This window comes from Rhodanobacter sp. UC4452_H20 (assembly GCF_052978205.1).
The window spans coordinates 2,882,141-2,906,503 of record NZ_CM129662.1; the positions used below are offsets into that span (position 1 = coordinate 2,882,141).

Sequence of the window (24,363 nt, forward strand, 5' to 3'; positions counted from 1 at the left end):
AACTCCATCGTCTGTTAATGTCTCGGCCCGGCTTCCCCTGCCCAGGCTTCCCTCCGTGCCCCGCGACCTGCTCCGCTTCTCGCCGACCCTGCGCCTGCGCGCGTTGCCAGCGCTGCTGGGACTGATCCTCGCCGGCTGCGCGGTGGGCCCGGACTACCACCGCCCGGACGCGCCGCGGGTGGACCGCTATACCGCGCAGCTGCTGCCCGCCGGCACCGCCAGCGTGGCCGGCGCAGCACAGCGTTTCGTCGTCGACGCGGCAGTGCCCGAGCACTGGTGGACCACGTTCGGCAATGCCGAGCTCGACCGCCGGGTGGACACCGCCCTGCGCCACAGCCCGTCGCTGGCCGCGGCCCAGGCCGCCTTGCGCCAGGCGCAGGAGAACGCCCGCGCCGCCGGCGCGGTGCGCTTTCCGGCGGTGGATGCGAACGCCGGCGTCACCCGCCAGAAGCAATCCGGCGCCGCGTTCGGCGACACTTTCGCCTTCGCGCCGCTAACCGTGTACAACGCCGGCGTCAGCGTCAGCTACGGCATCGACCTGTTCGGCGGCACCCGCCGCGGCATCGAGGCGCAGGCGGCGCTGGCCGACGTGCAGCAGGCGCAGGCCGATGCCACCTGGCTGACGCTCGCCGCCAACGTGGTCACCGCTTCGCTGCAGGAAGCGTCGCTGCGCGAGCAGGTGCGCGCCACCGAGGCGATCGCCGACAGCCAGCGCGACAGCGTGCGCATTGCCGAGCGCCAGCAGCAGATCGGCGCGACCTCGCTGGCCGCCACGCTGGCCGCACGCAGCGAGCTGGCCGCCACCGAGGCCACCTTGCCGCCATTGCGCGCACGCCTTGCCGCCACCCGCAACCAGCTGGCCACCTATCTGGGCAGCACGCCGGCGCAACTGGAGTTGTCGCCGCTGCCGCTGGATGCGATCGCGCTGCCGCGCGACATCCCGGTCAGCCTGCCGTCGCGGCTGGTGGCGCAGCGGCCGGACATCCGCGCCGCCTCGGCGCAACTGCATGCGGCCACGGCGCGGGTCGGCGTGGCCACCGCGGCGATGCTGCCGCAGATCACTCTCTCCGGCAGCGCCGGTTCGCAGACGGCGCATGTCGGCGAGCTGTTCTCCGCCGGCAGCCGCGCCTGGTCGCTGGGGCTGGGACTGACCCAGCCGCTGTTCCACGGCGGCGAACTGCGCCACCGCAAGCGCGCCGCCGAAGCCGGCCTGGACAAGGCGCTGGCCGACTGGCAGCAGACCGTGCTGGTGGCGTTCCAGAACGTGGCCGATGCGCTGCAGGCGCTGCAATACGACGCCGACGGCCTGGCCGCCCAGCTCGCCGCCGAGGACGCCGCCGCGCAGCGGCTGGCGCTGGCCCAGCGGCAGTACCGGGTCGGCGCCAGCGGCTATCTCGACCTGCTGCAGGCGCAGCGTGACCACCAGCGCGCGCGCATAGCGCTGATCCAGGCACGCACCGCGCGGCTGGCCGATACCGCTGCGCTGTATGCCGCGCTCGGCGGCAGCTGGCGCGGTGACGCCAGCACCGAGGCAGCCATCCAGAAGCCATAGCGTTATCTACGAGTGCGGACAGGATGTCCGCTCTTTGATCTTTGGCGATCAGGGAGGATCGCATCAATCAATGCCCACCCACAGGAGCCCGCGCATGCCCACGCGCGTTGACAACAAACCCGGCACCACCAAACGCATGCTCTGGATGATCGGCGGCGTGCTGCTGCTGATCGCGTTGATCGTCGGCATCAAGGTGCTGCTGGTGATGCGCATGATCCACTCGATGCCGCAACCGGCGCCGGCCACGGTCAGCACCACCACCGTCCGCGAGCAGCCGTGGCAGCCCGCGCTGAACGCGGTCGGCACGCTGCGCGCGGCGCAGGGCGCGGAGCTGGCGATGGATGCCTCCGGCCTGGTCACCGCGGTGCCGCTGAAATCCGGCCAGGACGTCAAGCAGGGCCAGCTGTTGCTGCAGCTGCGCGACGGCGACGAGACGGCGAAGCTGGAGCAGCTGCAGGCGACGGCGAAGCTGTCGCAGCTGACCTTCGAGCGCGCGCGCCAGCAGCTCGCGGCGCAGGCCATCAGCCAGGCCGATTACGATCGCGCCGCGGCCGAGCTCAAGGCCAACCAGGCCGCGGTGGCGCAGCAGCAGGCGATCGTGGCGAAGAAGCAGCTGCGCGCGCCGTTCGCCGGCCGCGCCGGCATCATCACGACCAGCCCGGGTGACTACGTGAGCGCCGGCACCACGCTGGTGACGCTGCAGCAGCTGGACCCGCTGCTGGTCGACTTCAACGTGCCGCAGAGCGAGCTGGGCCGGTTGCAGGTCGGCCAGTCGCTGCACCTGAACCTGGATGCCTATGAAGGGCGCCAGTTCGACGGCAAGCTCACCGCGATCAGCCCCAAGGTCGACCCCGGCACCCGCAACGTGCGGGTCGAGGCCAGCGTGCCGAACCCCGACAAGGCGCTGAGCCCGGGCATGTTCGCCAAGCTCACGGTCGATCTCGGCGGGCGCCAGAACCGGCTGACCCTGCCGCAGGCGGCGATCGTCTACAACCCCTACGGCGACACCGTCTACGTGGTGCACCCGTCCAAGGGCAAGGACGCGCAGGGCCACCCGTTGCCGGCCACGGTGCAGCAGACCTTCGTGACCGTGGGCGAGACGCGCGGCGACCAGGTGGCGATCCTCAAGGGCATCACCGCCGGCACCGAGGTGGTGACCAGCGGCCAGGTGAAGCTGAAGAACGACGCGCCGATCAAGGTCGACAACCGGGTGCAACCGGCCGACAGCGCGCACCCCACGCCGCAGGAACACTGAGCCGCCACGATGAAATTCACCGACTCGTTCATCAACAAGCCGGTGCTGGCGATCGTCGTCAGCCTGCTGATCCTGGTGCTGGGCATCCGCGCGGTCAGCAGCCTCAGCGTGCGCCAGTATCCGGAGACGCAGAACGCCACGGTCACCGTCACCACCGCCTACTACGGCGCCGACGCGGCGACCATGGCCGGCTTCATCACGCAGCCGCTGGAGCAGGCGATCTCGCAGGCGCAGGGCATCGACTACCTGTCCTCCAGCAGCGTATCGGGCGTGTCCACCATCACCGCCACGTTGCGCCTCAACTACGACGCCAACCGCGCGCTGACCGAGATCACCACCCAGGTCAATTCGGTGAAGAACCAGCTGCCGCCGCAGGCGCAGCAGCCGGTGCTGAACGTGCAGACCGGCGAGACGGTCGACGCGATGTACATCGGCTTCTACAGCGACGTGCTGCCGACCAACAACATCACCGACTACCTCGCGCGCGTGGTCAAGCCGAAGCTGGACGCGCTCGACGGCGTGCAGACCGCCGAGCTGCTCGGCGCGCGCCAGTTCGCGCTGCGCGCGTGGCTGGACCCGGCCAGGATGGCCGCGGTCGGCGTCACCGCCAGCGACGTCAACGCCGCGCTGGCGGCCAACAACTATCTCGCCGCGGTCGGCTCCAGCAAGGGCCAGGCGGTGACGGTGGACCTGACCACCGACAGCAGCCTGCACACGGTGGATGAATTCAAGCAGCTGGTGGTCCGCCAGTCCGGCGGCGCGATCGTGCGGCTGCAGGATGTGGCCACGGTGTCGCTGGGCTCGGAGAACTACGACTTCAACGTGGCCTTCAACGGCAAGCGTTCGGTGTTCATCGGCATCAAGGTCGCGCCGGACGCCAACGTGCTGGACGTGGCCCAGCGCGTGCGCGATGCGTTCCCCGAGATCCAGCACCAGTTGCCGAGCGGGCTGACCGGCAAGATCGTCTACGACGGCACCGACTTCGTGAACAGCTCGATCAACGAGGTCATCAAGACCCTGGTCGAGGCGCTGCTGATCGTCACCCTGGTGATCTTCCTGTTCCTGGGCAGCCTGCGCGCGGTGATCATCCCGGTGATCGCGATGCCGCTGGCGCTGATCGGCGCGTTCTTCGTGATGCTGGTGCTGGGCTATTCGATCAACCTGCTGACCCTGCTGGCGCTGGTGCTGGCGATCGGCCTGGTGGTGGACGACGCGATCATCGTGGTGGAGAACGTCGACCGCCACATGAAGGAGGAAGGCAAGACCCCGCTGCAGGCCGCACTGCTGGCCGCACGCGAGCTGGGCGGGCCGATCCTGGCGATGACCGTGGTGCTGATCGCGGTGTACGTGCCGATCGGCTTTCAGAAGGGCCTCACCGGCGCGCTGTTCAGCGAGTTCGCGTTCACCCTCGCCGGCGCGGTGACCGTGTCGGCGATCGTGGCGCTGACGCTGTCGCCGATGCTGACCTCGCGCTTCTTCACGAGCGGGCAGGAAGGCGGTCGCTTCGTGCAGTTCATCGACCGCCAGTTCGACCGCGTGCACCACGGCTACCAGCGCGTGCTGCACAACGTGCTGTCGACCTGGGTGGTGGTGATCGTGATGGCCGGCCTGCTGCTGCTGGCCACGGTGGCGCTGGGCGTCACTGCGCAATCGGAACTGGCGCCGGAGGAGGACCAGGGCGTGGTGGTGGGCCAGATCGTCGGCGCACCGAACGCCACCGCCGAGCAGATGAACGTTTACGCCACCCAGATGTTCGAGCTGGCCAAGGAATTGCCCGAGTACGAGCAGATGTTCCAGCTGACCGGCGTGCCGACGGTGAACCAGGGCATCGGCGGCGTGGTGTTCAAGCCGTGGGACCAGCGCGAGCGCAGCGCGCACGAACTGCAGCAGGTGTTGCAGGAAAAATGGAACGGCATCGCCGGCGGCCGTGTGGCGGCGTTCCAGTTTCCGCCGCTGCCCGGCGCGCAGGGCCTGCCGATCCAGGTGGTGATCACCACCACCGAGCCGTTCGACAATCTCGACGAAGTGGCCAGCGCGGTGCTGGCCAAGGCGCAGGCCAGCGGCAAGTTCTATTTCATCGACTCCGACCTGAAGATCGACAAGCCGCAGGCCACGGTGAACCTGGACCGCAACCTGATCGCCACGCTGGGCCTGACCCAGGCCGACGTCGGCGCCGCGCTGGGCTCGGCGCTGGGCGGCGGCTACGTCAACTACTTCTCCATCGCCGGGCGTTCGTACCGGGTGATCCCGCAGGTGTTGCAGGCCGACCGGCTGAATCCGGAGCAGGTGCTGGACTACTACCTGCGCGTGCCGGACGGCTCGGTGATCCAGGCCGGCACCGTGGCCAAGGTCACCCACGAGGTGGTGCCGCAGTCGCTGAACCGCTTCCAGCAGCTGAACTCGGCCACCATCTCGGGCGTGTCGGGCATGTCGCAGGGCGATGCGCTGACCTACCTGCGCGACCTGGTGCACGAGGTGGCGCCGAGCGGCTACAACGTGGACTATGCCGGCCAGTCGCGCCAGTTCATGCAGGAATCCGGCGGCTTCGGCGGCACCTTGCTGTTCGCCGTCATCATCGTGTTCCTGGCGCTGGCGGCGCAGTTCAACAGCTTGCGCGACCCGGTGGTGATCCTGGTCTCGGTGCCGCTGGCGCTGTTCGGGGCGCTGATCTTCGTCAACCTGTTCACCAGCCTCAACATCTACACCGAGGTGGGCCTGGTCACCCTGATGGGCCTGATCAGCAAGCACGGCATCCTGATCGTGCAGTTCGCCAACGACTCGCAGCGCGCCGGCATGTCCAAGCGCGAGGCGATCGAGCACGCCGCGGCGGTGCGCCTGCGGCCGATCCTGATGACCACCGCGGCGATGGTGCTCGGCGTGATGCCGCTGGTTATCGCCGCCGGCGCCGGCGCCGCGGGCCGCTTCAACATGGGCCTGGTGATCTCCACCGGTCTGGCCATCGGCACCGTGTTCACCCTGTTCGTGGTGCCCGCGTTCTACATGCTGCTGGCGGCGGACCATCACGCGGAACAGCCGGGGGATGACGCTGAGCTGGTGGCCTAGACGAAGAGAGCCCCGCCCGGAAAGCAAGAGCCGGCGGGCAGTGCCCGCCCTACGCGACGATACGTCGGTGTAGGGCGGGCACTGCCCGCCGCTTTCCCGGCCCCAAAAAAAGCCGGCGGACATCGCCCGCCGACTTTCTTCACTCCCGCCGCTGTCTCAGTTGCGCGACTGCAGCTTCGACAGCAAGCGCAGCAGTTCCAGGTACAGCCACACCAGGGTCACCACCAGGGCGAAGGCGCCGTACCACTCCATGTATTTCGGTGCGCGGGCATGCACGCCCTGCTCGATCATGTCGAAGTCGAGGATCAGGTTGAGCGCGGCGATCACCACCACCACGCCGCTGAAGGCGATGCCCAGGCCGCTGGAGCCGTTGATGAAGCCCATCGAATGGCCGAAGAAGCCCATCACGAAGTTGGCCAGGTACAGCAGCATGATGCCGCCGGTGGCCGCGACGATGCCGAGCTTGAACTTCTCGGTGGCGCGGATCAGCCCGCTGCGATAGGCCAGCAGCATCGCCGCCATCACGCCGAAGGTCAGCCCCACCGCCTGCATCACGATGCCCGGGTAGCGCATCTCGAAGATCGCCGACAACGCGCCGATGAAGACGCCCTCCACCAGCGCGTACAACGGCGCGGTGACCGGCGCCCAGGTTTTCTTGAACACGGTGACCAAGGCCAGGATCAGGCCGCCGATGGCGCCGCCGATCATCAGCGGGCCCATCGTCGGCAGGCTCTCCGCGCCGTTGAACTGGCCCCAGCTGAAGGCCGCGCCGACGATGGCCAGGATCAGCAGCAGGCCGGTCTTGTTGACCGTGCCGTTGAGGGTCATCACCTCGTCGCCATGCGCCACCACCGCACCGCTGGCGGCGTCGAGGAAGGTGTTCTTGTTGAGTGCCGGGTTGCCGCTTTGCATGATGAACTCCGCAGGAATTTACGTCATCGTAGCCGGCCCGCGCCCGTCGCGACAGCCACCGCGCCGATTCGCCACGCTGCACCGTGGTGGCCGACTACGCGACAATTGAGACCTTGCCGATTCTTGCGGAGTTCCCATGAGCCTTTCCACCTTGCGCATCGCCACCCGCAAGAGCGCGCTGGCGCTGTGGCAGGCCGAGCACGTCGCCGCGTTGCTGCGCGCGGCGCACCCCGGCCTGGTCGTGGAACTGGTGCCGCTGTCCACCCGCGGCGACGAGATCCTCGACCAGCCGCTGGCCACCATCGGCGGCAAGGGGCTGTTCCTCAAGGAGCTGGAAGTGGCCATGCTGGAGGGCCGCGCCGAGCTGGCGGTGCATTCGCTGAAGGACGTGCCGGCCGATCTCGAGAGCGGCTTCACCCTGCCGGCCATCCTGCCCCGCGCCGACGCCGCCGACGCTTTCGTCAGCAACCACTACGCCGACCTCGCCGCGCTGCCGCAGGGCGCGCGGGTGGGCACCTCGTCGCTGCGCCGGCAGGCGCAACTGCGCGCGCTGCGGCCGGATCTGCAGCTGAGCGACCTGCGCGGCAACGTCGGCACCCGGCTGGGCAAGCTCGACGCCGGCCAGTACGACGCGATCGTGCTGGCCTGCGCCGGGCTGGAACGCCTCGGCCTGGCCTCGCGCATCGTCTCGCGACTGGCCGCGCCGGACTGGCTGCCCGCCCCGGGCCAGGCCGCCATCGCGATCGAGGCGCGCGACGAGCATCCGGCGGTGCTGGCCCTGCTCGCCGCGCTCGACGACGCCGACACGCGGCTCACGGTGAGCACCGAGCGCGCGATGAACCGCGCCCTGGGCGGCAGCTGCACGGTGCCGGTCGGCGCCTGGTGCATGCGCAGCGACCACGGCTTGCACCTGCGCGGCCTCGTCGGCGACGCGGCCAGCGGCCAGCTGCTGCACGCCGAAGGCAGCGCGCCGGCGGATAAGGCCGAGGCACTCGGTCGACAGGTGGCGCAGGCGTTGCTCGCGCAAGGGGCGGGCAAACTGCTGGGGACGTGAGCCGACGCTGTCACGCTCCTGCAGTCCATGCGGCAGCGACCCACGGCGGGCAGTGCCCGCCACCGCCCATGCGGGGGAGCGGCGGGCGGTGCCCGCCGTGCCACTCCCCATCCGGCGCTCAGAAGCTGTACACGAGATTCGTCGTGGTCAGCGTGTCGGTCTGCTTCACGCCCGGCTGCACGTCGCTGTTGTAGCGGACCTGGAAGCCCACTTTCAGGGCCAGCTTCTTGGTCATGCTGACGGCCAGGCCGGCGTCGTTCTGGATGTAGGTGTTCTTGGAGCCCGCTTCGGTGAGGAACGTGTCCTCGAAGGCGGTGTTGGCGCTCAGCTTGAACTTGTAGTTGACCAGGCCGCGGGCCACCACTTCGCCTTCGGTGGGCTGGCGCTGGGCGACCAGCACGTTGCCGACCAGCACCTGGGTGTCGGCGGGACGGTAGCGCTTGTAGCCGGGGCCGATTTCGAACGACAGCTCGTTGCGCTCGTCCTTCAGCGCGATATAGCCGTAGCCCAGCGAGACCGTGCCCTGCCACAGGTTGGCGCCGAAGTCGTCGTGCTCGTAGCGGGCCGCGCCGACGATGTAGCTGCGCGTGTCGAGCTTGAGGCCGACCGAGGCGCCGGCATCGTAACGGTTGGCGGTGGTGTTGAACTGCTCGATCGTGTTGCCATTGGTGTCGACGATCTTCTGCTCGCTCTTGGAGCGCAGCGCGTCAACGAAGAAGTTGTTCTTCCACTGGTCGTTTTCCTGGCTCAGGCCCAGTTTGGCGTTGATGTTCTCCGAGCGCGAGTTGCCGGTGGACGAGGCGAAACCGAATTCGCCCGAACCGCTCCAGCCGCCGCGATTTTCCGTGTCCTGGGCGTGGGCGGCGAAGCTGGCGAAACCGGCCAGCAGCAGGCCGCCGATCAGGGTCTTGTTCATTGCCGAATATCCGTTTGTTAAAGTTTGGTAACAGCGTACCTTAGCCAGCCGTCTTGAACTCGCAGTGAATGCGCCGGCCCGCCGTGCGACTTGCAGCCATCCACGGCCGCCACCATGCTAGGACGTGCCCCGCCCGAGACGTGCCGAATGGATCGCTACGAACGGATATTGACGCTGCATCGCCTGCTGAAATCGGCGCACTATCCGGTGCCGTTGTCGCGCCTGATGGGCGAACTGGAATGCTCGCGCGCCACGCTGTATCGCGACGTGGCGTTCCTGCGCGATGCGCTGGGCGCGCCGATCGAGAGCGCCGGCACCGACCAGGCGGCATTCCGCTACGAAGCCGGCGAAGGCGAGAAGTTCGAGCTGCCCGGCCTGTGGCTGACCTCCGACGAGCTGGCCTCGCTGCTGGCGCTCAACGAACTGATCAGCCGCTCCGGCCCCGGCGTGCTCGCCGGCACGCTGGCGCCGTTCAAGGCGCGCATCGAGGGCCTGCTGTCGCACCAGGGAAGCGGCAAGGCGCTGCCGATCGAGCGCATCCGGGTGATTCCGTGGGGCGAGCGCAAGCTCGACCAGCAAGTGTTCCGCGTGGTCGCCGGCGCGGTGCTCGAACGGCGCCAGCTGCGCTTCCGCTACCGCGCACGCACCACCAATGCCGACAGCCGCCGGCTGGTCTCCCCGCAGCGGCTGACCCACTACCGCGACAACTGGTACCTCGACGTGTGGGACCACGACCGCGAGGCGCTGCGCAGTTTCGCGGTGGACCGCATCGCCGAGGCGCAGGCGCAGGACGCGCCCGCCCGCGACGTCACCGACAGCGAGCTCAACGAACTGCTCGCCTCCAGCTACGGCATTTTCGCCGGCAAGCCCAAGGCCTGGGCCACGATCCGCTTCTCCGCCCACGCCGCGCGCTGGGTTTCCGACGAGCACTGGCATTCGCAGCAGCAGGGCGAATGGCTGAGCGACGGCCGCTACGAGCTGAAGCTGCCCTACTCCAACTCGAAAGAGTTGTTGATGGACGTGCTCAAGTACGGCCCCGACGCGGAAGTGGTCGCCCCGCTGCCGCTGCGCGAGGAGATGAAGATCCTGCTGCGGCTGGCGCTGTCAGGCTATGCCTGACTGCCGGGAATAGGGAATGGGGAATAGGGAAAGCAGGGGGTCGCGGAACGCCGTTGCTCTTCCTATTCCCCATTCCCCATTCCCTATTCCCTATTCCCAGCTCTAGAACGGCCAAAACTTCGGGATCAACCACATCGACAGCGCGCAGAAGATGGCGATCAGCGGGATGCCGACCTTCATGAAGTCGGTGAAGCGGTAGCCGCCGGCGTAGTAGACCATGGTGTTGGTGGGGTAGCCGACCGGGGTGGCGAACGAGGTGGCGGCGGCGAAGGCGACCGCGACGACGAACGGGCGCGGGTCCACGTGCATGGCGTGGGCCACCGACACGGCGATGCCCACCATCAGCACCACCGAGGGGTTGTGGCCCATCAGTTCGGTGAGCAGGGCGGTCAGCAGGTAGACCATCAGCAGGCCGGCCAGCGGGCCGTGGTCGCCGACCACGCCCAGCCCCATCTGCACCAGCGTTTCCGACAGGCCGCTGCGCTCGATCGCGATGCCCAGCGGCAGGATCGCGCCGAGCAGGATGATGATCTTCCAGTCCACGCCCTCGTAGACGTCCTTGCGGCCGAAGCAGCCGGTGAGCGCCATCGCCACCGCGCCGCAGATCGCCGCGATCGGGATCGGCAGCCAGTGCAGGCCGGAGGCCACCACCACGCCGACCATGATCGCGGCGGCATACAACGCCTTGCGCGGGGTGCGGTGGGCTTCCTCGCGCTCGCTCAGCACGATGAAGGCCTCGTCGTTGCGCAGGTTGGACAACGCCTCGTCGTCGACCAGCACCAGCAGCACGTCGCCCACCGCCAGGCTGACGTCGCTGAGCTTGTCGCGCAGCAGCTGGCCGCGCCGGTGGATCGCCAGCGCCACCGCGTCGTAGCGCCAGTGCAGGCCGGTTTCCTCCAGCTGGCGGCCTTCCATCGGGCTGGCCGGCGCGATCATCAGCTCCACCATCACCCGCGAGCGGGCATCGCCGGTGGCGTAGCGGCGGTCCGGCGCGTTGCGCAGGCCGGCGCGGCGCTGGAAATCCTCGATCTTCCCCCAGTCGCCGCGCACCAGCAGCACGTCGCCGACGGCGATCTCCTGGCTGCGCGGCGACCACATGCGCCGCTCGCCGCGCAGCAGCTCCAGCGGGTAGACGCCGTAACGCTCGCCCAGCTTCGCATCGGCGATGCTGCCGCCGACCAGCGCGGACTGCTCGGTCACCTCCAGCTCGGTGACGTACTTGCCGATCTCCTCCTGCACCGGCAGCTGGGTGTCGATCTCGCGCGGCAGCAGCCAGCGGCCGACCAGCATCAGGTAGACAATGCCGACCACCGCCAGGATCACGCCCATGCGGGTGAACTCGAACACGCCGAACGCCTCCATCCCGTGCTTCTGCGCCAGCGTGTCGGCGAGCAGGTTGGAGGAGGTGCCGATCAGCGTGCACACGCCGCCCATCTGCGCGGCGTAGGCCATCGGCATCAGCACGCGGCCGGGCGAGGTGTGTGTGCGCTGGCACACGCGCAGCGCCAGCGGCAGGAAGGTGGCCACCAGCGCAATGTTCTTGACGAAGGCGCCCAGCGGCGCGATCGCCAGCATCAGCGCCAGGGTCAGCACCCACGGCCGCTTGATCCGCATCAGCCAGCGGCTCAGCGGATCGAGCGCGCCGGAGCGCTCGATGCCCAGGCTGAGCGCGAACATCGCCGCCACCGTCACCGTCGCCTCGTTGCTGAAGCCGCTGAGCGCCTCCACCGGCGTGACGATGCCCAGGATCACCAGCGTCGCCAGCACCAGCAGCGCGATCAGGTCGATGCGCAGCTTCTCGCTGGCGAACAGCGCCATCGCCAGCACGATCACCGCGACCGTGGCCCATGCCTGCCAGTTCATGCAGCGCGCCTCGGCGCGGGCAGGCGGGCGGGGCGGGGCGTCGCGGTGGGTCGGGATGGGGCCATGCAGGTTTCCGTGGAGTGTCGCCGTCGGCTTGCCGCCACGGCCCCGGTCATACTAACCCGCGCAGCTGTTCGCCCGCCGTCGCTGCCGGCTGGCCGCGGCGGCATCGACGATTCGTGATTGAATGTCGGCATGAATACCCACGAACCCGACGCGCCAGGCGAGCCACAAGAACCAGCCGGCGAGCGCCAGCCCACCGTGGCGCTGGCGCTCGGCGCCGGCGGCGCCAAGGGGCTGGCGCACATCGGCGTGATCGAGGAAATCGAGGCGCAGGGTTTTCGCATCGTGGCGATCGCCGGCAGCTCGATGGGCGCGCTGATCGGCGGCATCCACGCGATGGGCAAGCTCGACGTCTACCGCGACTGGGTGAGCGCGCTGGCCCGTTTCGACGTGCTGCGACTGGTCGACTGGTCCTTTTCCGGCGGCGGCCTGATCAAGGGCGAGAAGATCATCGGCACGCTGCGCGGGCTGATCGGCGACACCCTGATCGAGGAGCTGCCGCTGGCGTTCACCGCGGTGGCCACCGACCTCGACCGCGGCCGCGAGGTATGGCTGGGCCGCGGCAACCTGTTCGAGGCCATCCGCGCCTCGATCGCCGTGCCGACCGTGTTCCGCCCGCACCACCTCAACGGCCACCGCATGGTCGACGGCGCCCTGCTCAACCCGGTGCCGGTCACGCCGCTGATCGGGGTGGAGGCGGATTATCTGTTCGCCGTCAGCGTGGACGGCCCGGTCGAGGCGGCCGTCGCGCCGGTGGAGGAGAGCGCCACCGGACAGGACCCTAGCTATCGCCACCGCATCGGCGAGTTCATCAGCCGGCTGATGCCGCGCAGCGAGGAACCGCCGCGCGAGCCCGGTACCTTCGACACGCTGAACCAGGCGATGGACCTGATGCAGGCCAACCTGGCGCGGCTGCGCCTGGCCGCGTACGAGCCGGACCTGCTGATCACCCTGCCGCGCAACATCGCCAGCGTCTACGAGTTCTACCGCGCCCGCGAACTGATCGAGCGCGGTCGCCTGCAGACGCGCAAGGCGCTGGCCGAGTGGCCGCGCACGGGCACGCCGCTGCGCGCGACTTGAGCGGGCCGCACGGCACTTCGACTTCCCCGCTGCGCAAGGGCGGGGCCATGCTCAAGGCGGTCAGCGCGGCCCGTGCGTGTGCAGCCAGTGCTGCAGGTAGTCGCGCAGCACGAGGGCACCGTTGTGCTCCTCGTCGCGGGCGCTGTAGATCAGGGTGACCGGGTGCCGCGCGGAGCGCTCGGCCAGCGGTTGCCAGTATTCGGCCAGCTCGTCGAGTTCGCTGGCGTAGCGGTGGCGGAAGCCGTCCCAGCGCGCCGGATCGTGGCCGAACCATTTGCGCAGCGCCGTGGTCGGCGCCAGTTCCTTGGCCCACTGGTCCAGCGGCACATCTTCCTTCTTCATGCCGCGCGGCCACAGCCGCTCCACCAGCACGCGATAACCATCCTCCCTGGCGGGCGCTTCGTACGCACGCTTGATCGCGAGGGCCATGGCGTTCTCCTGCAATGAAACAGGACAAGCATACGACCGCCGCGGCGACACCGCGTGATCGAGGTCAGAGTTCCTCGACTTCGGTCACCTTGCCCCGGCGCATCAGCCACGCCACGCCACGCAGGTCGGCCAGGCCGACCCACAGCCGGTCCAGCATGCCGTACTTGGACACGCCGGCGGTGCGCGGGCGATGGCCCACCGGCACGCTGGTGCTCCGGAAGCCGGCGCGCTTGACCAGCGCCGGCAGGTAGCGGTGCATGTGGTCGAAGTAGGGCAGGCGCAGGAACACCTCGCGCTCGAACAGCTTCAGGCCGCAGCCGGTGTCCGGCGTGGCGTCGCGCAGCATGCGCGAGCGCACCGCGTTGGCGACCTTCGAGGAGATGCGCTTGTTGAAACTGTCGCGGCGGGTGGTGCGCCAGCCGGCGAACAGCTTCACCTCGGCCGCCGCCGCGTCGCGCGCGGCGAGCAGCTTCGGGATGTCGGCCGGATCGTTCTGGCCGTCGCCGTCCAGCGTGGCGATCCAGCTGCCGCGCGCCGCGCGCACGCCGTTCCACACCGCCGTGCTCTGGCCGCTGCGGGTGACGTGATGCAGCACGCGCAACTCGGGATGCTGCGCCTTCTGCGCTTCGAGCACGGCGCGACTGTCGTCGGACGAATCGTCGTCGACGTAGATCACTTCGTAGTCGGCCGTGCCACGCAAGGCAGCCGCGATTTCGGCCAGCAGCGGCGGGATGTTGTCGCGCTCGTTGAACACGGGGACGACGACGGAAAGTTGCGGCATGGGGCTGGCCTTTCAGCGGAAACGGGCACCGCGGACGGCGGCGAACGCGCAGTTTAATGCCTGCCGGCACGGACCGTCGGCACCGGATACGAAAACCGGGTGTAATGAAATCCGCGTCCACCGGGTCATCTACCGCAGCCGGAATTGTCCGGCATCCACGGGAGAGACCCATGCAAGCCCAGACCATCCTCAGCTCCGCCTTGCTCAGCCTGCTCGCCGCCGGCGCGCTCGGCGCCGCCACGACCGCCCACGCCGCCGACAAGATGGCCGCCAGCGCCACGCAGAAGTGCTACGGCGTCAACGCCGCGATGAAGAACGACTGCCAGTCCCCGGGCCATTCCTGCGCGGGCCAGGACAGCAAGGCGCGCGATCCGCAGGCCTTCGTGGCGGTACCCGCCGGCCTGTGCGCCAAGCTCGATGGCGGTTCGCTGCAGGCCCACGACGCCATGTCGCACGACGCCATGATGAAGAAGAGCTGACAGCCGTGCCCCCGTCACGCCCCGTGCGTGCGCAGCCGATCCCGACGAGTGTCGGGATCGGGCTGCGGCCGGCGCACGTCGCGCACGTGCTGCACCACCGGCCCGCCGTGCCGTTCTTCGAGCTGCACAGCGAGAATCTGTTCTGCGCCGGCGGCGCGCTGTGGGACGCGTTAGACGCGCTGCGCCGCGACTACCCGGTGAGCCTGCACGGCGTGGGCCTGTCGCTGGGTTCGGCCGAGCCGCTCGATCCCGCCCACCTCGCCGCGCTGCGCGCGCTGGTGCAACGCGCCGAACCCGCGCTGGTATCCGAGCACGTGTGCTGGGGCGCCATCGGCGGGCGCCACTACAACGACCTGCTGCCGCTGCCGTACACCGAGGAAGCGCTGGAGCTGATGGTGGCGCGCGTGGGCCAGTTGCAGGAAACGCTGGGCCGCCGCGTGCTGGTGGAGAACGTCTCCAGCTACATCCATTTCAGCCACTCGACGCTGAGCGAGTGGGAGTTCCTTGCCGCACTCGCCGCGCGCAGCGGCTGCGGCCTGCTGCTGGACGTCAACAACGTCTACGTCAACAGCGTCAACCACGGCTTCGACGCGCAACGCTTCATCGACGGCATCCCCGCCGCCGCGGTGGGCGAACTGCACCTGGCCGGCTTCACCCGCAAGCAGGGGCTGGGCGGCGAACTGCTGATCGACTCGCACGACCAGCGCGTCGATGCCGCCGTGTGGGCGCTGTACGGCTACACGCTGGCCCGCCTCGGCGCGAAACCCACCCTGATCGAATGGGACCAGCACTTGCCCGATTTCGCCGTGCTGGAAGACGAGGCGCGGCTCGCCACGGAGCATCTCGATGTCGTCGCCGCCCTCGCTGCGTGAGCTGCAGCACGCGTTCGCCGGCGCCATCGTGGACGGCGTGGCGCCCTCGCTGGAACCGTGGATCGCCACGCGCGGCATCGCGCCCGCCGCCCGCCTGCGCATCTATCGGAACGCCAACCTCGCGATCCACGTCGACGCGCTGGCCACCAGTTTCCCCGCGCTGCAACACCTGCTCGGCGAGGACTGCTTCGACGGCCTCGCCACCCGCCACGCCGCTTTCCGCGGCAACCGCAGCGGCAACCTGCAGGATTACGGCGCCGACTTCGCCGCGTTCGTGGCCGCGCAGCCGGAAACCGCGCCGTGGCCCTGGCTGGGTGACGTGGCGCGGCTGGAATGGCTGCGCCAGGAAGTCGCGCTGGCCGCCGATGCCACGCCCGCCGATGCCGCAGCCCTGGTCGCTGCGCTGGCCGACGCGGACCACCCGCCGCGGCTGCGGCCGTGCGTGCGCGCGCTGTCCTGCGCCTGGGCGGTGCTCGACCTGTGGCGTTGCGCGCAGGCGCCGGAACACGACGCCATCGACCCCGCCGTGCCGCAATCCGTCTTGCTGTGGCGCGAAGGCAGCCAGGTCGCGATGCGCGCCATCGCACCTGCGCAGGCCGCGTTCGTGGACGCGCTGCGGCATGAGTCATCGCTCGACCTGGCGCTCGCCGCCGCACAGCTGATCGACCCGCAGGCGCCGCCCGAAACCCTGCTGCGCCCCCTGCTCGAACACGCGCTGCTCGCCGCGTGATCCGTCATCCACTCATCCGGGAATCGTCCACATGAACACCGCCGTCGCCATCGCCCGCTGGTCGCGTCTCACCGCGCAACTCGCGGTGCTCACCCCGCTCGCCCTGCTGCTGTTCCGCGTGTTCGTGGCGCTCGCGTTCTGGCGCGCCGGCACGGTGAAATGGGATGACCCCAGCGGCACGGCCTACCTGTTCGACAACGAATACCAGGTGCCCCTGCTCGCCCCTGCGCTGGCCGCCACGCTCGCCACCTGGACCGAACTGGTGCTGCCGTGGTTCCTCGCGCTGGGCCTCGGCACCCGCGTGGTCGCCGCCGTGCTGTTCGTCTACAACATCGTCGCGGTGGTCTCCTACCCGGCACTGTGGCCGAACGGCCTCTGGCACGGACTGATCGGCGGCGACTTCAATGACCACAAGGCCTGGGGGTTGATGCTGCTGGCCCTGGTGGCGCTTGGGGCAGGGCGGATCTCGGGGGACGCCGTGATGAGCCGGTTGTTTCGGTGACGGGGAGTCCCCTGCCCGTCGTGTCAGCGCGGACGAAAGGGCATGGACGCCAGCCGGTCGCCGCGAGTCCTTGTGATCAGGTGCCTGGAAGACTCAGGGTGCCAACCGGCCCGGCGCCTCGTTGACCGCGCGGCGCTGCGCAGTCTGCGCGCTGCCCTCTCCATCGATCGCCACCCGCCAGTGGCGTGCCACCGCGTCGAACGGGCGTGCGCCGCCACGGTCGGTGAGCATCACCAGGGTGCCGTGTTGCAGCGGCACGATGCGGCCATGCCAGCCGTCACGCTGGAAGTCGCTGGCCTTGGCCACTTGCTTGTGCGGCAGGTAGAGCACGGCGACCGGGGTGCCGCCGACGCGGCTGACCAGGTGCACGGTCTTGTAGGGGCCGACCGGGCAGTCGTGCACGTAGGTGACGTCGACGGGGGCGGGGCCGCGCAGGCTGACGCCGCGCACGGCGAAGCCGGCGGCGATGGCGGGCGTACCGATGGGCTGGACGAGGTCGAGCGAGTGGATTTCGTCGGGCATGTGCGCGACGGCGAGCGCAGGCAGCGAGCGCGCATCCATCCGCTTCCAGCCGTAGCCGCCGAGGCCGAGCGCGAGCAGCAGCGAGGCGGCCAGCGCGAACGCCAGCTGGCGGCGACGGGTCTGCCGGTGGCGCTCGCCGGTGGCCTGGGCCAGCAGCACGCGCTCGGCGAGGCCTTCGGGCACGGACACCTCGAGCGCGGCGTGCAGTTCGCGCTCGAAGGCCTGGGCGCGCTCCCACGCGGCGGCGCAGGCGGGGCAGCTGTCGCGATGGGCGAGCAGTTCGGCAGCGCGCGAGTGCGGTTCGGCGCCGAGGCGGCGGCGGAACTCAAGGCAATCCATGCTGCGCCTCCGGGCGGCCGCCCTGCAGGATGGATTTCAGCTTCTGCCGGGCGCGGAACAACTGGGTCATCACCGCGCCGGGCTGTTGGTCCAGCTCGGCGGCGATCTCGTCGCAACTCATGCCGCCCAGCACCTGCAGCAGCAGCGGTTCGCGGTACTTGTGCGGCAATCGGGACATGGCTTCACGCAGTTCGGCGGCATCGCCGTGGCGCTCGGGGCTGGCCCAGGCGGCGTCCTCGGCGAGGTTGTCTTCCAGCTCGACGGTATCCGGCGTCTTGCGCTCATGCAGGCGCGCGTTCTCGCGACGCAGGATGGTCAGCAGCCACGGCTTGGCGGACTCGGCCTCGCGCAGCGCGTCGAGGCTTTTCCACGCGCGCAACAAGGTCTCCTGCACCAGATCCTGGGCCAGCGCATCCTGCCCGCACAACCAGTAGGCGAAGCGGTACAGGTCGCCGGCATGCGCGCGGGTCAGCGCCTCGAATTGACGTTGTCGGGAACTCACTGCCAGATAGACCGGCCCGGAGCGTTTCATCTTTCACCAAGGTCAGCGGATCTTGCCGAGGATGCCGTCGAGTTCGTCGTTGCTGTGGTAGTGGATCACCAGCTTGCCGCGGCCGCCCTTGCCCTGGGCCAGCTCGACGCGGGTGGCGAAGCGCTCGCCCAGTTCGCGCTCCAGCGCGCTGATGTTGGGATCGCGCGCGGGCGCGTGGCGGGCCTTGCCCTTCGGCGCGGTCTGCGCGCGGCGGGCGGCCTCCTCCAGCTCGCGCACGCTCCAGCCGAGGGTGACGGCCTGGCGCGCCAGCGGCACGGCGATGGACTCGTCCAGGGTCAGCAGGCAGCGGGCGTGGCCCATCTCCAGCTTGCCGTCGTCGAGCAGTTTCTTGATCGCCTCGGGCAGCTCGGTGAGCCGCAGCAGGTTGGACACCGCGGCGCGCGAGCGCCCCACCGCGTCGGCGGCCTGCTGGTGGGTGAGTTCGAAATCCTCGATCAGGCGCTTGAGCGCATCGGCTTCTTCCAGCGGGGTGAGGTCCTGGCGCTGGATGTTCTCGATCAGCGCCATCGCCGGCACGGCCTGCTCGGCCACCTGCTTGATCAGCGCCGGGATCTCGCCCAGCTGCGCGCGCTGCGCGGCGCGCCAGCGGCGTTCGCCGGCGATCAGTTCGTAGCGGTGCTTGCCGATCTCGCGCACCACCACCGGCTGGATCAGGCCCTGCGCCTTGATCGAGGCAGCCAGCTCGTCCAGCGCCTCGTCGTTCCAGTGGCGCCGCGGCTGGTATTTGCCGGGCTGGATTTGCTGGATCGGCAGCGTGCGCAGCTCACCCTCCTGCGCCAGTACCGACGGCGTGCCTTCGCCGTCGCCGCCGAGCAGGGCGTCCAGCCCGCGTCCCAATCCACGTTTTTTCGCTGCTGCCATGCCTCAGTCCTGATGATTGGCGGCGGGTGCCTTGAGCAGCACGCCGTTGTGGTCGCCATGCGCGGCGGAGTCGGCCTCGTCGGCCGGCTCGGCGCGCGGCGGCAGCCCGCGTTCGCGCCGGATCACCTCGCCGGCCAGGCCGATGTAGGCGATCGCGCCACGCGAGCTGCGGTCGTACAGGTGGATCGGCTGGCCGTGGCTCGGCGCCTCGGCCAGGCGCACGTTGCGTGGGATGATCGAGCGCAGCACCTTGTCGCCGAAGTGCTGGGTGAGCTGGGCGGAGACCTCGTTGCCGAGGTTGTTGCGCACGTCGTACATGGTGCGCAGCAGGCCCTCGATCTCCAGTTTCGGATTGAGCCGGTGGCGCACCGCCTTGACCGTGTCGAGCAGGCTGGACAGGCCCTCCAGCGCGAAGTACTCGCACTGCACCGGGATCAGCACGCCGTCGGCGGCGGTCAGCGCGTTGAGGGTGAGCAGGTTGAGCGAGGGCGGGCAGTCGATCAGGATGGTGTGGTACTTGTCCGCGACCTTGGCCAGCACGTCCTTCAAGCGGTGCTCGCGGGCCAGCGCGTCCATCAGTTTCAGCTCGGCGGCGGTGAGGTCGCCGTTGCCCGGCAGCACGTCGTAGTGCGCCTCGGTGGGCACGATCGCCGCGCTGATCTCCACCTCTTCCAGCAGTACCTCGCAGCCGCTCGGGCCGATCTGGCGCTTGTCGATGCCCGAGGCCATGGTGGCGTTGCCCTGCGGATCGAGATCCACCAGCAATACCTTGCGCTTGGCCGCCGCAAGCGCAGCGGCCAGGTTGACGGCCGTGGTGGTCTTGCCGACGCCGCCCTTCTGGTTGGCGACAGCGATGATGCGGGCCATGGATCGAAGGCATTCCGTTCGCGAAGGACGGCTAGATTAGCATTGCCGCCCGGGCTTGCCTGCCCCGGCCGGACCGCTCTGCCGCCGGTGGCGGCGGGGATCACGCTGCTGGGCGATCCGGGCTCAGTCGCCGATCCGCGCGCCGCTGGCGCCATCGAACAGGTGCAGGTACGGGTGCGACAGGCCCAGCGCGACCAGGCTGCCGGGCTCGGGCAGGGGGCGTGGCGGTACCCGCGCCACCAGCACCTGGTCGCCGAAGCGCAGGTTCAGGAAGACCTCGTTGCCCACCGGCTCGACCACCTCCAGTCGCGCCTGCAAGGCCGCACCGGCGGGGTCCGGCTGCAGGTGTTCCGGGCGCACGCCCAGCACCACCTCGCGATCGCACCAGGCCGCCCAGGCGGGATCGGGCAGAAGGTCGCCCAGCACCAGCTCGCCCGCGGCGCAGGCCAGCCGCCAGCCCTCGTGCCGGCGCAGCGTGCCGCGGAGCAGGTTCATCGCCGGGCTGCCGAGGAAGCCGGCCACGAACATGTTGGCGGGCCGGTCGTACAGCGCCATCGGCGTGTCGATCTGCTGGATCACGCCGCCATCCAGCACCACGATGCGCTGGCCCAGGGTCATCGCCTCGATCTGGTCGTGGGTCACGTAGATCATGGTGGCACCGAGCTGGCGGTGGAGCCGGGCGATCTCCACCCGCATCGACAGGCGCAGCCTCGCGTCGAGGTTGGACAGCGGCTCGTCGAGCAGGAACACCTGCGGCTCGCGCACCAGCGCGCGGCCCAGCGCCACCCGCTGGCGCTGGCCGCCGGACAAGGCGGCCGGGCGCGCCGCCAGCCGCGACTGCAACCCCAGCGACTCGGCCACTACCGCCACCTTCTGCGCGATCTCGGCCCGCGGCCTGCCGCGCAGCTTCAGCCCGAAGCCCAGGTTCTCGGCCACCGTCATGTGCGGGTACAGCGCGTAGTTCTGGAACACCATCGCGATGTCGCGGTCCTTCGGCGCCACCTCGTTCACCACGCGGCCGCCGATGCGCAGCGTGCCGTCGCTGATCGGTTCCAGCCCGGCGATCATGCGCAGCAAGGTCGTCTTGCCGCAGCCGGACGGCCCGACCAGCACCAGCAATTCGCCGTCGGCCACGGTGAAGCTGGCGCCGGCCACCGCGACGTGGCCGTCGGGGTAGACCTTGCGCAGGCGATCGAGTTGAACCTCGGCCATCGGCATCTCCACAGCGGTGGCCGGCTCGGCCGCGGCGCCGGCGCTTCGCAGGCCGGCGGGCATTGGGCTATTCTGCCCATGTAAGCGTTTACATCAAAGCGCGGGCCTCAGAGCTTGTGAAGAAAACCACTTCCTGTGGTTTTCTTCTATCGCGAGTCCGGTACACGCCCGGACTCGCTCACGCGAATCAGGCACTTGCGTGCCCGATCCGCGTCCGGCCATCCATGGCCGGGCTTCGAGGTTGAAAAAGCACAACCTCTCAGGGAACCCCATGACCGCACCCCGATTCGTTTTTCCCGACGGTTTCCATTGGGGCGCCGCCACTTCCGCTTACCAGATCGAAGGCTCGCCGCTGGCCGACGGCGCCGGCCCCAGCATCTGGCAGCGCTTCGCGCATACGCCCGGGATGATGGCCAACGGCGACACCGGCGACGTCGCCTGCGACCACTACCGCCGTTACCGTCAAGACGTGCAGCTGATGAAGGCGCTGGGCCTCGATGGCTACCGCTTCAGCATCAACTGGGCGCGCGTGCTTCCCGAGGGCACCGGCCGGGTCAATCCGAAGGGGCTGGACTTCTACTCGCGGCTGGTCGACGAGCTGCTGGAACACGGCATCGCGCCGAACGCCACGCTGTTCCACTGGGACCTGCCGGCGGCGCTGGACGACCGCGGCGGCTGGCTCAACCGCGACAGCGCGCACTGGTTCGCCGAGTACGCCGAGGTCATGTTCAAGGCGCTGGACGACCGCGTGCCGCGCTGGTCCACGCTCAACGAACCCTGGGTGGTCACCGACGGCGGCTACCTGCACGGCGCGCTGGCGCCCGGACACCGCAACAAGTACGAGGCGCCGATCGCCGCGCACAACCTGATGCGCGCCAGTGGCGCCGGCATCCAGGCCTACCGCGCGCACGGCAGGCACGAGATCGGCGTGGTGTTCAACATCGAGCCGAAATACCCGTATTCCGAAGGCGCCGAAGACATGGCCGCCACCGCGCGCGCGCACGCCTACATGAACCGGCAGTTCGCCGACCCCGCGCTGCTGGGCAGCTATCCGGAGCAGCTCAAGGAGATCTTCGGCGCCGCATGGCCGGATTTCCCGGCAGAGGATTTCGCGCTGACCCGCCAGCGCGTCGATTTCGTCGGCATCAACTACTACACGCGCGCGGTGGTCCGGCACGACCCGGACGCGTATCCGCTGCGCGCGGTGTCGGTGCGCCAACCCAACCGCACCCACACCGAAACGGGCTGGGAGGTCTACGCGCAGGGGCTGACTGACACCCTGGTCTGGTTCAAGCAGCGCTACGGCGACATCCCGCTGTACATCACCGAGAACGGCTCCGCCTTCTACGACCCGCCGGTCGCCGAAGGCGCCACCGTGGACGACCCGCTGCGCTGCGACTACCTGCGCAAGCACTTGCGCGCGCTGCATGCCGCGATCGCCGCAGGGGTGAACGTGCAGGGCTATTACGCCTGGTCGCTGCTGGACAACCTGGAGTGGTCGCTGGGCTACGCCAAGCGCTTCGGCCTCTACCACGTCGACTTCGCCACCCAGCAGCGCACGGCCAAGGCCAGCGCCAGGCTGTATGCGCAGATTATCGAGAGCAACGGCGCGGTGCTGGATCTGTAGGAGCGCACCCTGTGCGCGATGCCTTTGTGCAGCGTGACGAAGAGCATCGCGCACAGGGTGCGCTCCTACAACAACCGTGGTGGCGTAGGGCGGGCACTGCCCGCCGCTCTCGCGATCTCGGACAAAGACCGGCGGGCACTGCCCGCCCTACCCGCGGCCGAGCACCAGCAGGTGGCGTTCAGCGGGCAAGCCGGGCACATGGAGTTCGTGCGTGGCGCGCACGACGAAGCCGTCCGGGATCCCCGCCAACTCGTCGTCCGGCAGCTTCCCCTTCATCGCCAGCCAGGTCCCTTGCGGTGCCAGCAGGTGGCCGCCCCAGGCCAGCATGTCGGCAAGGCTGGCGAAGGCGCGCGCGGTGATGCAGTCGAACTGGCCGGCGACGTCTTCCACCCGTGCCTGTTCGGCGCGCACGCCCTCCAGTTTCAGGCTGCGGATCGCCTCGCGCAGGAAGCGCACCTTCTTGCCGTTGGAGTCCACCAGCAGGATCTGCCGGCCCGGCGCGGCGATCGCCAGCACGATGCCGGGCAGGCCGGGGCCGGTGCCGAGGTCGGCCAGGCTGTGGCCCTGCACGAACGGCAGGATCGCCACCGAATCGAGCAGGTGGCGGGTCACCATCTCGGTCGGTTCGCGCACCGCGGTGAGGTTGTAGGCGCCGTTCCAGCGTTCGAGCAGGGCGAGATAGTCGAGCAGGCGCGGCACCGCATCGGCAGGCAGTTGCAGGCCCAGCGCGGCAATGCCCTGTTCGAGTTGTGCCTGCAAGGCGTCGCGCGCGGCCATCGGCCATCAGTCCTGTGGGAAAGCGGTCGGCAAGTATCCCGGCAAGCCCGCCGCAACGCCAGCAGCCGGGGCAAAAGAAAGCCCGCCGAAGCGGGCTCGAAGTGGAGCAAATCCCCTGCGGCGCGGCGCTCTGCGGGCGCCTGGCGCGATGCGATGCTCAGGCGGCGTCGAGATCGACCCGGGTGACCATCATGCCGCGCTCGCGCAGCACGTGATTCAACGATTGCTTGACCCGCGCGCCCAGATCGCGCCGATCGACCGCCTCGGTGGCGGGTTCGTCACGCAGCGCGGCTTGCGCGCCATGGCGGATCAGCTGGTCGACCTGCTCGAACACGGCGTCGGCGCGTTCCGGCTCCAGCACCTGCCAGTACACCGTGCCGCGCACGTCGCGCGGCCCCAGCGGCGCCTGCAGCTGCAGGGTCTGGCCGGACAGATTGATCTTGTGCGCGACCCGGTCGAGCAGCGGCAGCACCAGGTGCGTGCCGGCCGGCAGCAGCCGGCGCGGCTTGCCATGACGGTAGATGCTGTAGACCAGACCCTCCGGCACGCGCCGCACGGCGCTGGCGAGCAGCACGGCGAGCAAGGCAACGATGAGGGTGGACAGCATGGTCATGGTCGTAAAATCAGTAACTTGAGATTGGTTTATTCGTCTGATACTGGAACTGAAGGATACAATCGATTGACTCTGTGTGACTTAACCGCGGTTTAACGCGCGGATGAATCTTTAACAAGACGCCGAAAACAAGTCAAGAGCGCGTCGTCGGATCGGTGAAGCTGTCGACGACACGGGAGGACACGAACGGCCGCGCTGCGTCAGTTTTCACTCCGGTTCGGTCGCGCGCGGCCCGCTTTTCCTCCTGCCCCGGGAATCAAGCATCGAACTTGCCAAAACACGGGGTATCCGCAGCCAAGGCGCGGGGGCGTGGCGTCCGTCA

Annotated in this window: 23 protein-coding genes; 11 read left to right on the top strand and 12 right to left on the bottom strand. The window is 69.3% G+C overall.

Features of this window, described 5'->3' with window-relative positions; all coding sequences use genetic code 11:
• Window positions 1-55 precede the first annotated feature (55 nt).
• The 3 genes from ACVCMC_RS13420 to ACVCMC_RS13430 all read left to right on the top strand — a co-directional run bounded on the left by ACVCMC_RS13420 (window position 56) and on the right by ACVCMC_RS13430 (window position 5,870).
• Window positions 56-1,552, top strand: coding sequence for an efflux transporter outer membrane subunit (locus ACVCMC_RS13420; RefSeq protein ID WP_447097652.1), 1,497 nt, complete (start codon window positions 56-58; stop codon window positions 1,550-1,552).
• A gap of 94 nt (window positions 1,553-1,646) precedes the next feature.
• The gene (locus ACVCMC_RS13425) at window positions 1,647-2,807 is read left to right on the top strand and encodes an efflux RND transporter periplasmic adaptor subunit (protein ID WP_447097653.1); all 1,161 of its coding nucleotides are present in this window, start codon (window positions 1,647-1,649) and stop codon (window positions 2,805-2,807) included.
• Window positions 2,808-2,816: 9 nt separating this feature from the next.
• On the top strand, window positions 2,817-5,870 hold the full coding sequence (locus tag ACVCMC_RS13430) for an efflux RND transporter permease subunit (protein ID WP_447097654.1): 3,054 nt from the start codon (window positions 2,817-2,819) through the stop codon (window positions 5,868-5,870).
• 156 nt (window positions 5,871-6,026) lie between these two features.
• On the opposite strand, the gene ACVCMC_RS13435 is transcribed toward ACVCMC_RS13430, so the two are convergent.
• Window positions 6,027-6,782 (bottom strand): Bax inhibitor-1/YccA family protein, encoded by a 756-nt coding sequence (locus tag ACVCMC_RS13435; RefSeq protein ID WP_447097655.1) that lies wholly within the window; start codon window positions 6,780-6,782, stop codon window positions 6,027-6,029.
• Window positions 6,783-6,918: 136 nt separating this feature from the next.
• Here ACVCMC_RS13435 and hemC point away from each other — a divergent pair, with 136 nt between their 5' ends.
• On the top strand, window positions 6,919-7,836 hold the full coding sequence (gene hemC / locus ACVCMC_RS13440) for a hydroxymethylbilane synthase (RefSeq protein ID WP_447097656.1): 918 nt from the start codon (window positions 6,919-6,921) through the stop codon (window positions 7,834-7,836).
• A gap of 118 nt (window positions 7,837-7,954) precedes the next feature.
• Here hemC and ACVCMC_RS13445 read toward each other — a convergent pair whose 3' ends face one another.
• Window positions 7,955-8,752, bottom strand: coding sequence for a DUF481 domain-containing protein (locus ACVCMC_RS13445; protein WP_395120817.1), 798 nt, complete (start codon window positions 8,750-8,752; stop codon window positions 7,955-7,957).
• A gap of 147 nt (window positions 8,753-8,899) precedes the next feature.
• Here ACVCMC_RS13445 and ACVCMC_RS13450 point away from each other — a divergent pair, with 147 nt between their 5' ends.
• Window positions 8,900-9,871, top strand: a complete 972-nt coding sequence (locus tag ACVCMC_RS13450) for a helix-turn-helix transcriptional regulator (protein ID WP_447097657.1) — start codon at window positions 8,900-8,902, stop codon at window positions 9,869-9,871.
• Between the two features lie 102 nt (window positions 9,872-9,973).
• Here the strand turns inward: ACVCMC_RS13450 and ACVCMC_RS13455 are convergent, their stop codons facing one another.
• Window positions 9,974-11,734, bottom strand: a complete 1,761-nt coding sequence (locus tag ACVCMC_RS13455) for an SLC13 family permease (RefSeq protein WP_447097658.1) — start codon at window positions 11,732-11,734, stop codon at window positions 9,974-9,976.
• A gap of 195 nt (window positions 11,735-11,929) precedes the next feature.
• On the opposite strand from ACVCMC_RS13455, the gene ACVCMC_RS13460 reads away from it, so the two are divergent.
• Entirely contained in the window at window positions 11,930-12,877 is a 948-nt protein-coding gene (locus ACVCMC_RS13460; RefSeq protein ID WP_447097659.1) for a patatin-like phospholipase family protein, read from the top strand.
• Between the two features lie 60 nt (window positions 12,878-12,937).
• On the opposite strand, the gene ACVCMC_RS13465 is transcribed toward ACVCMC_RS13460, so the two are convergent.
• Window positions 12,938-13,306, bottom strand: a complete 369-nt coding sequence (locus ACVCMC_RS13465) for a DUF488 domain-containing protein (protein WP_447097660.1) — start codon at window positions 13,304-13,306, stop codon at window positions 12,938-12,940.
• A 64-nt stretch (window positions 13,307-13,370) separates the two neighbouring features.
• On the bottom strand, window positions 13,371-14,087 hold the full coding sequence (locus ACVCMC_RS13470) for a glycosyltransferase (protein WP_395120812.1): 717 nt from the start codon (window positions 14,085-14,087) through the stop codon (window positions 13,371-13,373).
• A 170-nt stretch (window positions 14,088-14,257) separates the two neighbouring features.
• Between ACVCMC_RS13470 and bufA1 the strand changes: the two genes are divergently transcribed.
• From bufA1 to ACVCMC_RS13490, 4 genes are read left to right on the top strand one after another with little or no spacing between them, the layout of a single operon-like run.
• Window positions 14,258-14,566: a BufA1 family periplasmic bufferin-type metallophore gene (gene bufA1, locus ACVCMC_RS13475; RefSeq protein ID WP_447097661.1), complete on the top strand. Its 309-nt coding sequence runs from the start codon at window positions 14,258-14,260 to the stop codon at window positions 14,564-14,566.
• A gap of 5 nt (window positions 14,567-14,571) precedes the next feature.
• Window positions 14,572-15,438, top strand: coding sequence for an MNIO family bufferin maturase (gene bufB / locus ACVCMC_RS13480; protein WP_447097662.1), 867 nt, complete (start codon window positions 14,572-14,574; stop codon window positions 15,436-15,438).
• A complete protein-coding gene (locus tag ACVCMC_RS13485; protein ID WP_447097663.1) occupies window positions 15,413-16,168 on the top strand; it encodes an HvfC/BufC family peptide modification chaperone in 756 nt (251 codons plus the stop codon). Before bufB ends, ACVCMC_RS13485 begins: the two co-directional genes overlap by 26 nt.
• Before the next feature lie 31 nt (window positions 16,169-16,199).
• Window positions 16,200-16,670: a DoxX family protein gene (locus ACVCMC_RS13490; protein ID WP_447097664.1), complete on the top strand. Its 471-nt coding sequence runs from the start codon at window positions 16,200-16,202 to the stop codon at window positions 16,668-16,670.
• Between the two features lie 93 nt (window positions 16,671-16,763).
• Here ACVCMC_RS13490 and ACVCMC_RS13495 read toward each other — a convergent pair whose 3' ends face one another.
• From ACVCMC_RS13495 to ACVCMC_RS13515, 5 genes are all read right to left on the bottom strand, one after another.
• Entirely contained in the window at window positions 16,764-17,531 is a 768-nt protein-coding gene (locus ACVCMC_RS13495; RefSeq protein ID WP_447097665.1) for a DUF3379 family protein, read from the bottom strand.
• Complete coding sequence (locus tag ACVCMC_RS13500; RefSeq protein ID WP_447097666.1) at window positions 17,518-18,063, bottom strand: sigma-70 family RNA polymerase sigma factor; 546 nt, start codon at window positions 18,061-18,063, stop codon at window positions 17,518-17,520. The genes ACVCMC_RS13495 and ACVCMC_RS13500 overlap by 14 nt, the downstream gene beginning before the upstream one ends.
• A 12-nt stretch (window positions 18,064-18,075) precedes the next feature.
• Entirely contained in the window at window positions 18,076-18,945 is an 870-nt protein-coding gene (locus ACVCMC_RS13505) for a ParB/RepB/Spo0J family partition protein (protein ID WP_395120805.1), read from the bottom strand.
• Between the two features lie 3 nt (window positions 18,946-18,948).
• Entirely contained in the window at window positions 18,949-19,812 is an 864-nt protein-coding gene (locus ACVCMC_RS13510; protein WP_447097667.1) for a ParA family protein, read from the bottom strand.
• Window positions 19,813-19,935: 123 nt separating this feature from the next.
• Window positions 19,936-21,024, bottom strand: a complete 1,089-nt coding sequence (locus ACVCMC_RS13515; RefSeq protein WP_447097668.1) for an ABC transporter ATP-binding protein — start codon at window positions 21,022-21,024, stop codon at window positions 19,936-19,938.
• Window positions 21,025-21,295: 271 nt separating this feature from the next.
• On the opposite strand from ACVCMC_RS13515, the gene ACVCMC_RS13520 reads away from it, so the two are divergent.
• Window positions 21,296-22,651 carry a GH1 family beta-glucosidase gene (locus tag ACVCMC_RS13520; protein ID WP_447097669.1) on the top strand — a complete coding sequence of 452 codons (1,356 nt, stop codon included), beginning with the start codon at window positions 21,296-21,298 and terminating at the stop codon, window positions 22,649-22,651.
• 147 nt (window positions 22,652-22,798) lie between these two features.
• Here the strand turns inward: ACVCMC_RS13520 and rsmG are convergent, their stop codons facing one another.
• Window positions 22,799-23,428 carry a 16S rRNA (guanine(527)-N(7))-methyltransferase RsmG gene (rsmG, locus tag ACVCMC_RS13525; protein ID WP_447097670.1) on the bottom strand — a complete coding sequence of 210 codons (630 nt, stop codon included), beginning with the start codon at window positions 23,426-23,428 and terminating at the stop codon, window positions 22,799-22,801.
• A 157-nt stretch (window positions 23,429-23,585) separates the two neighbouring features.
• The gene (locus ACVCMC_RS13530) at window positions 23,586-24,041 is read right to left on the bottom strand and encodes an SPFH domain-containing protein (RefSeq protein WP_395120801.1); all 456 of its coding nucleotides are present in this window, start codon (window positions 24,039-24,041) and stop codon (window positions 23,586-23,588) included.
• Window positions 24,042-24,363 lie beyond the last annotated feature (322 nt).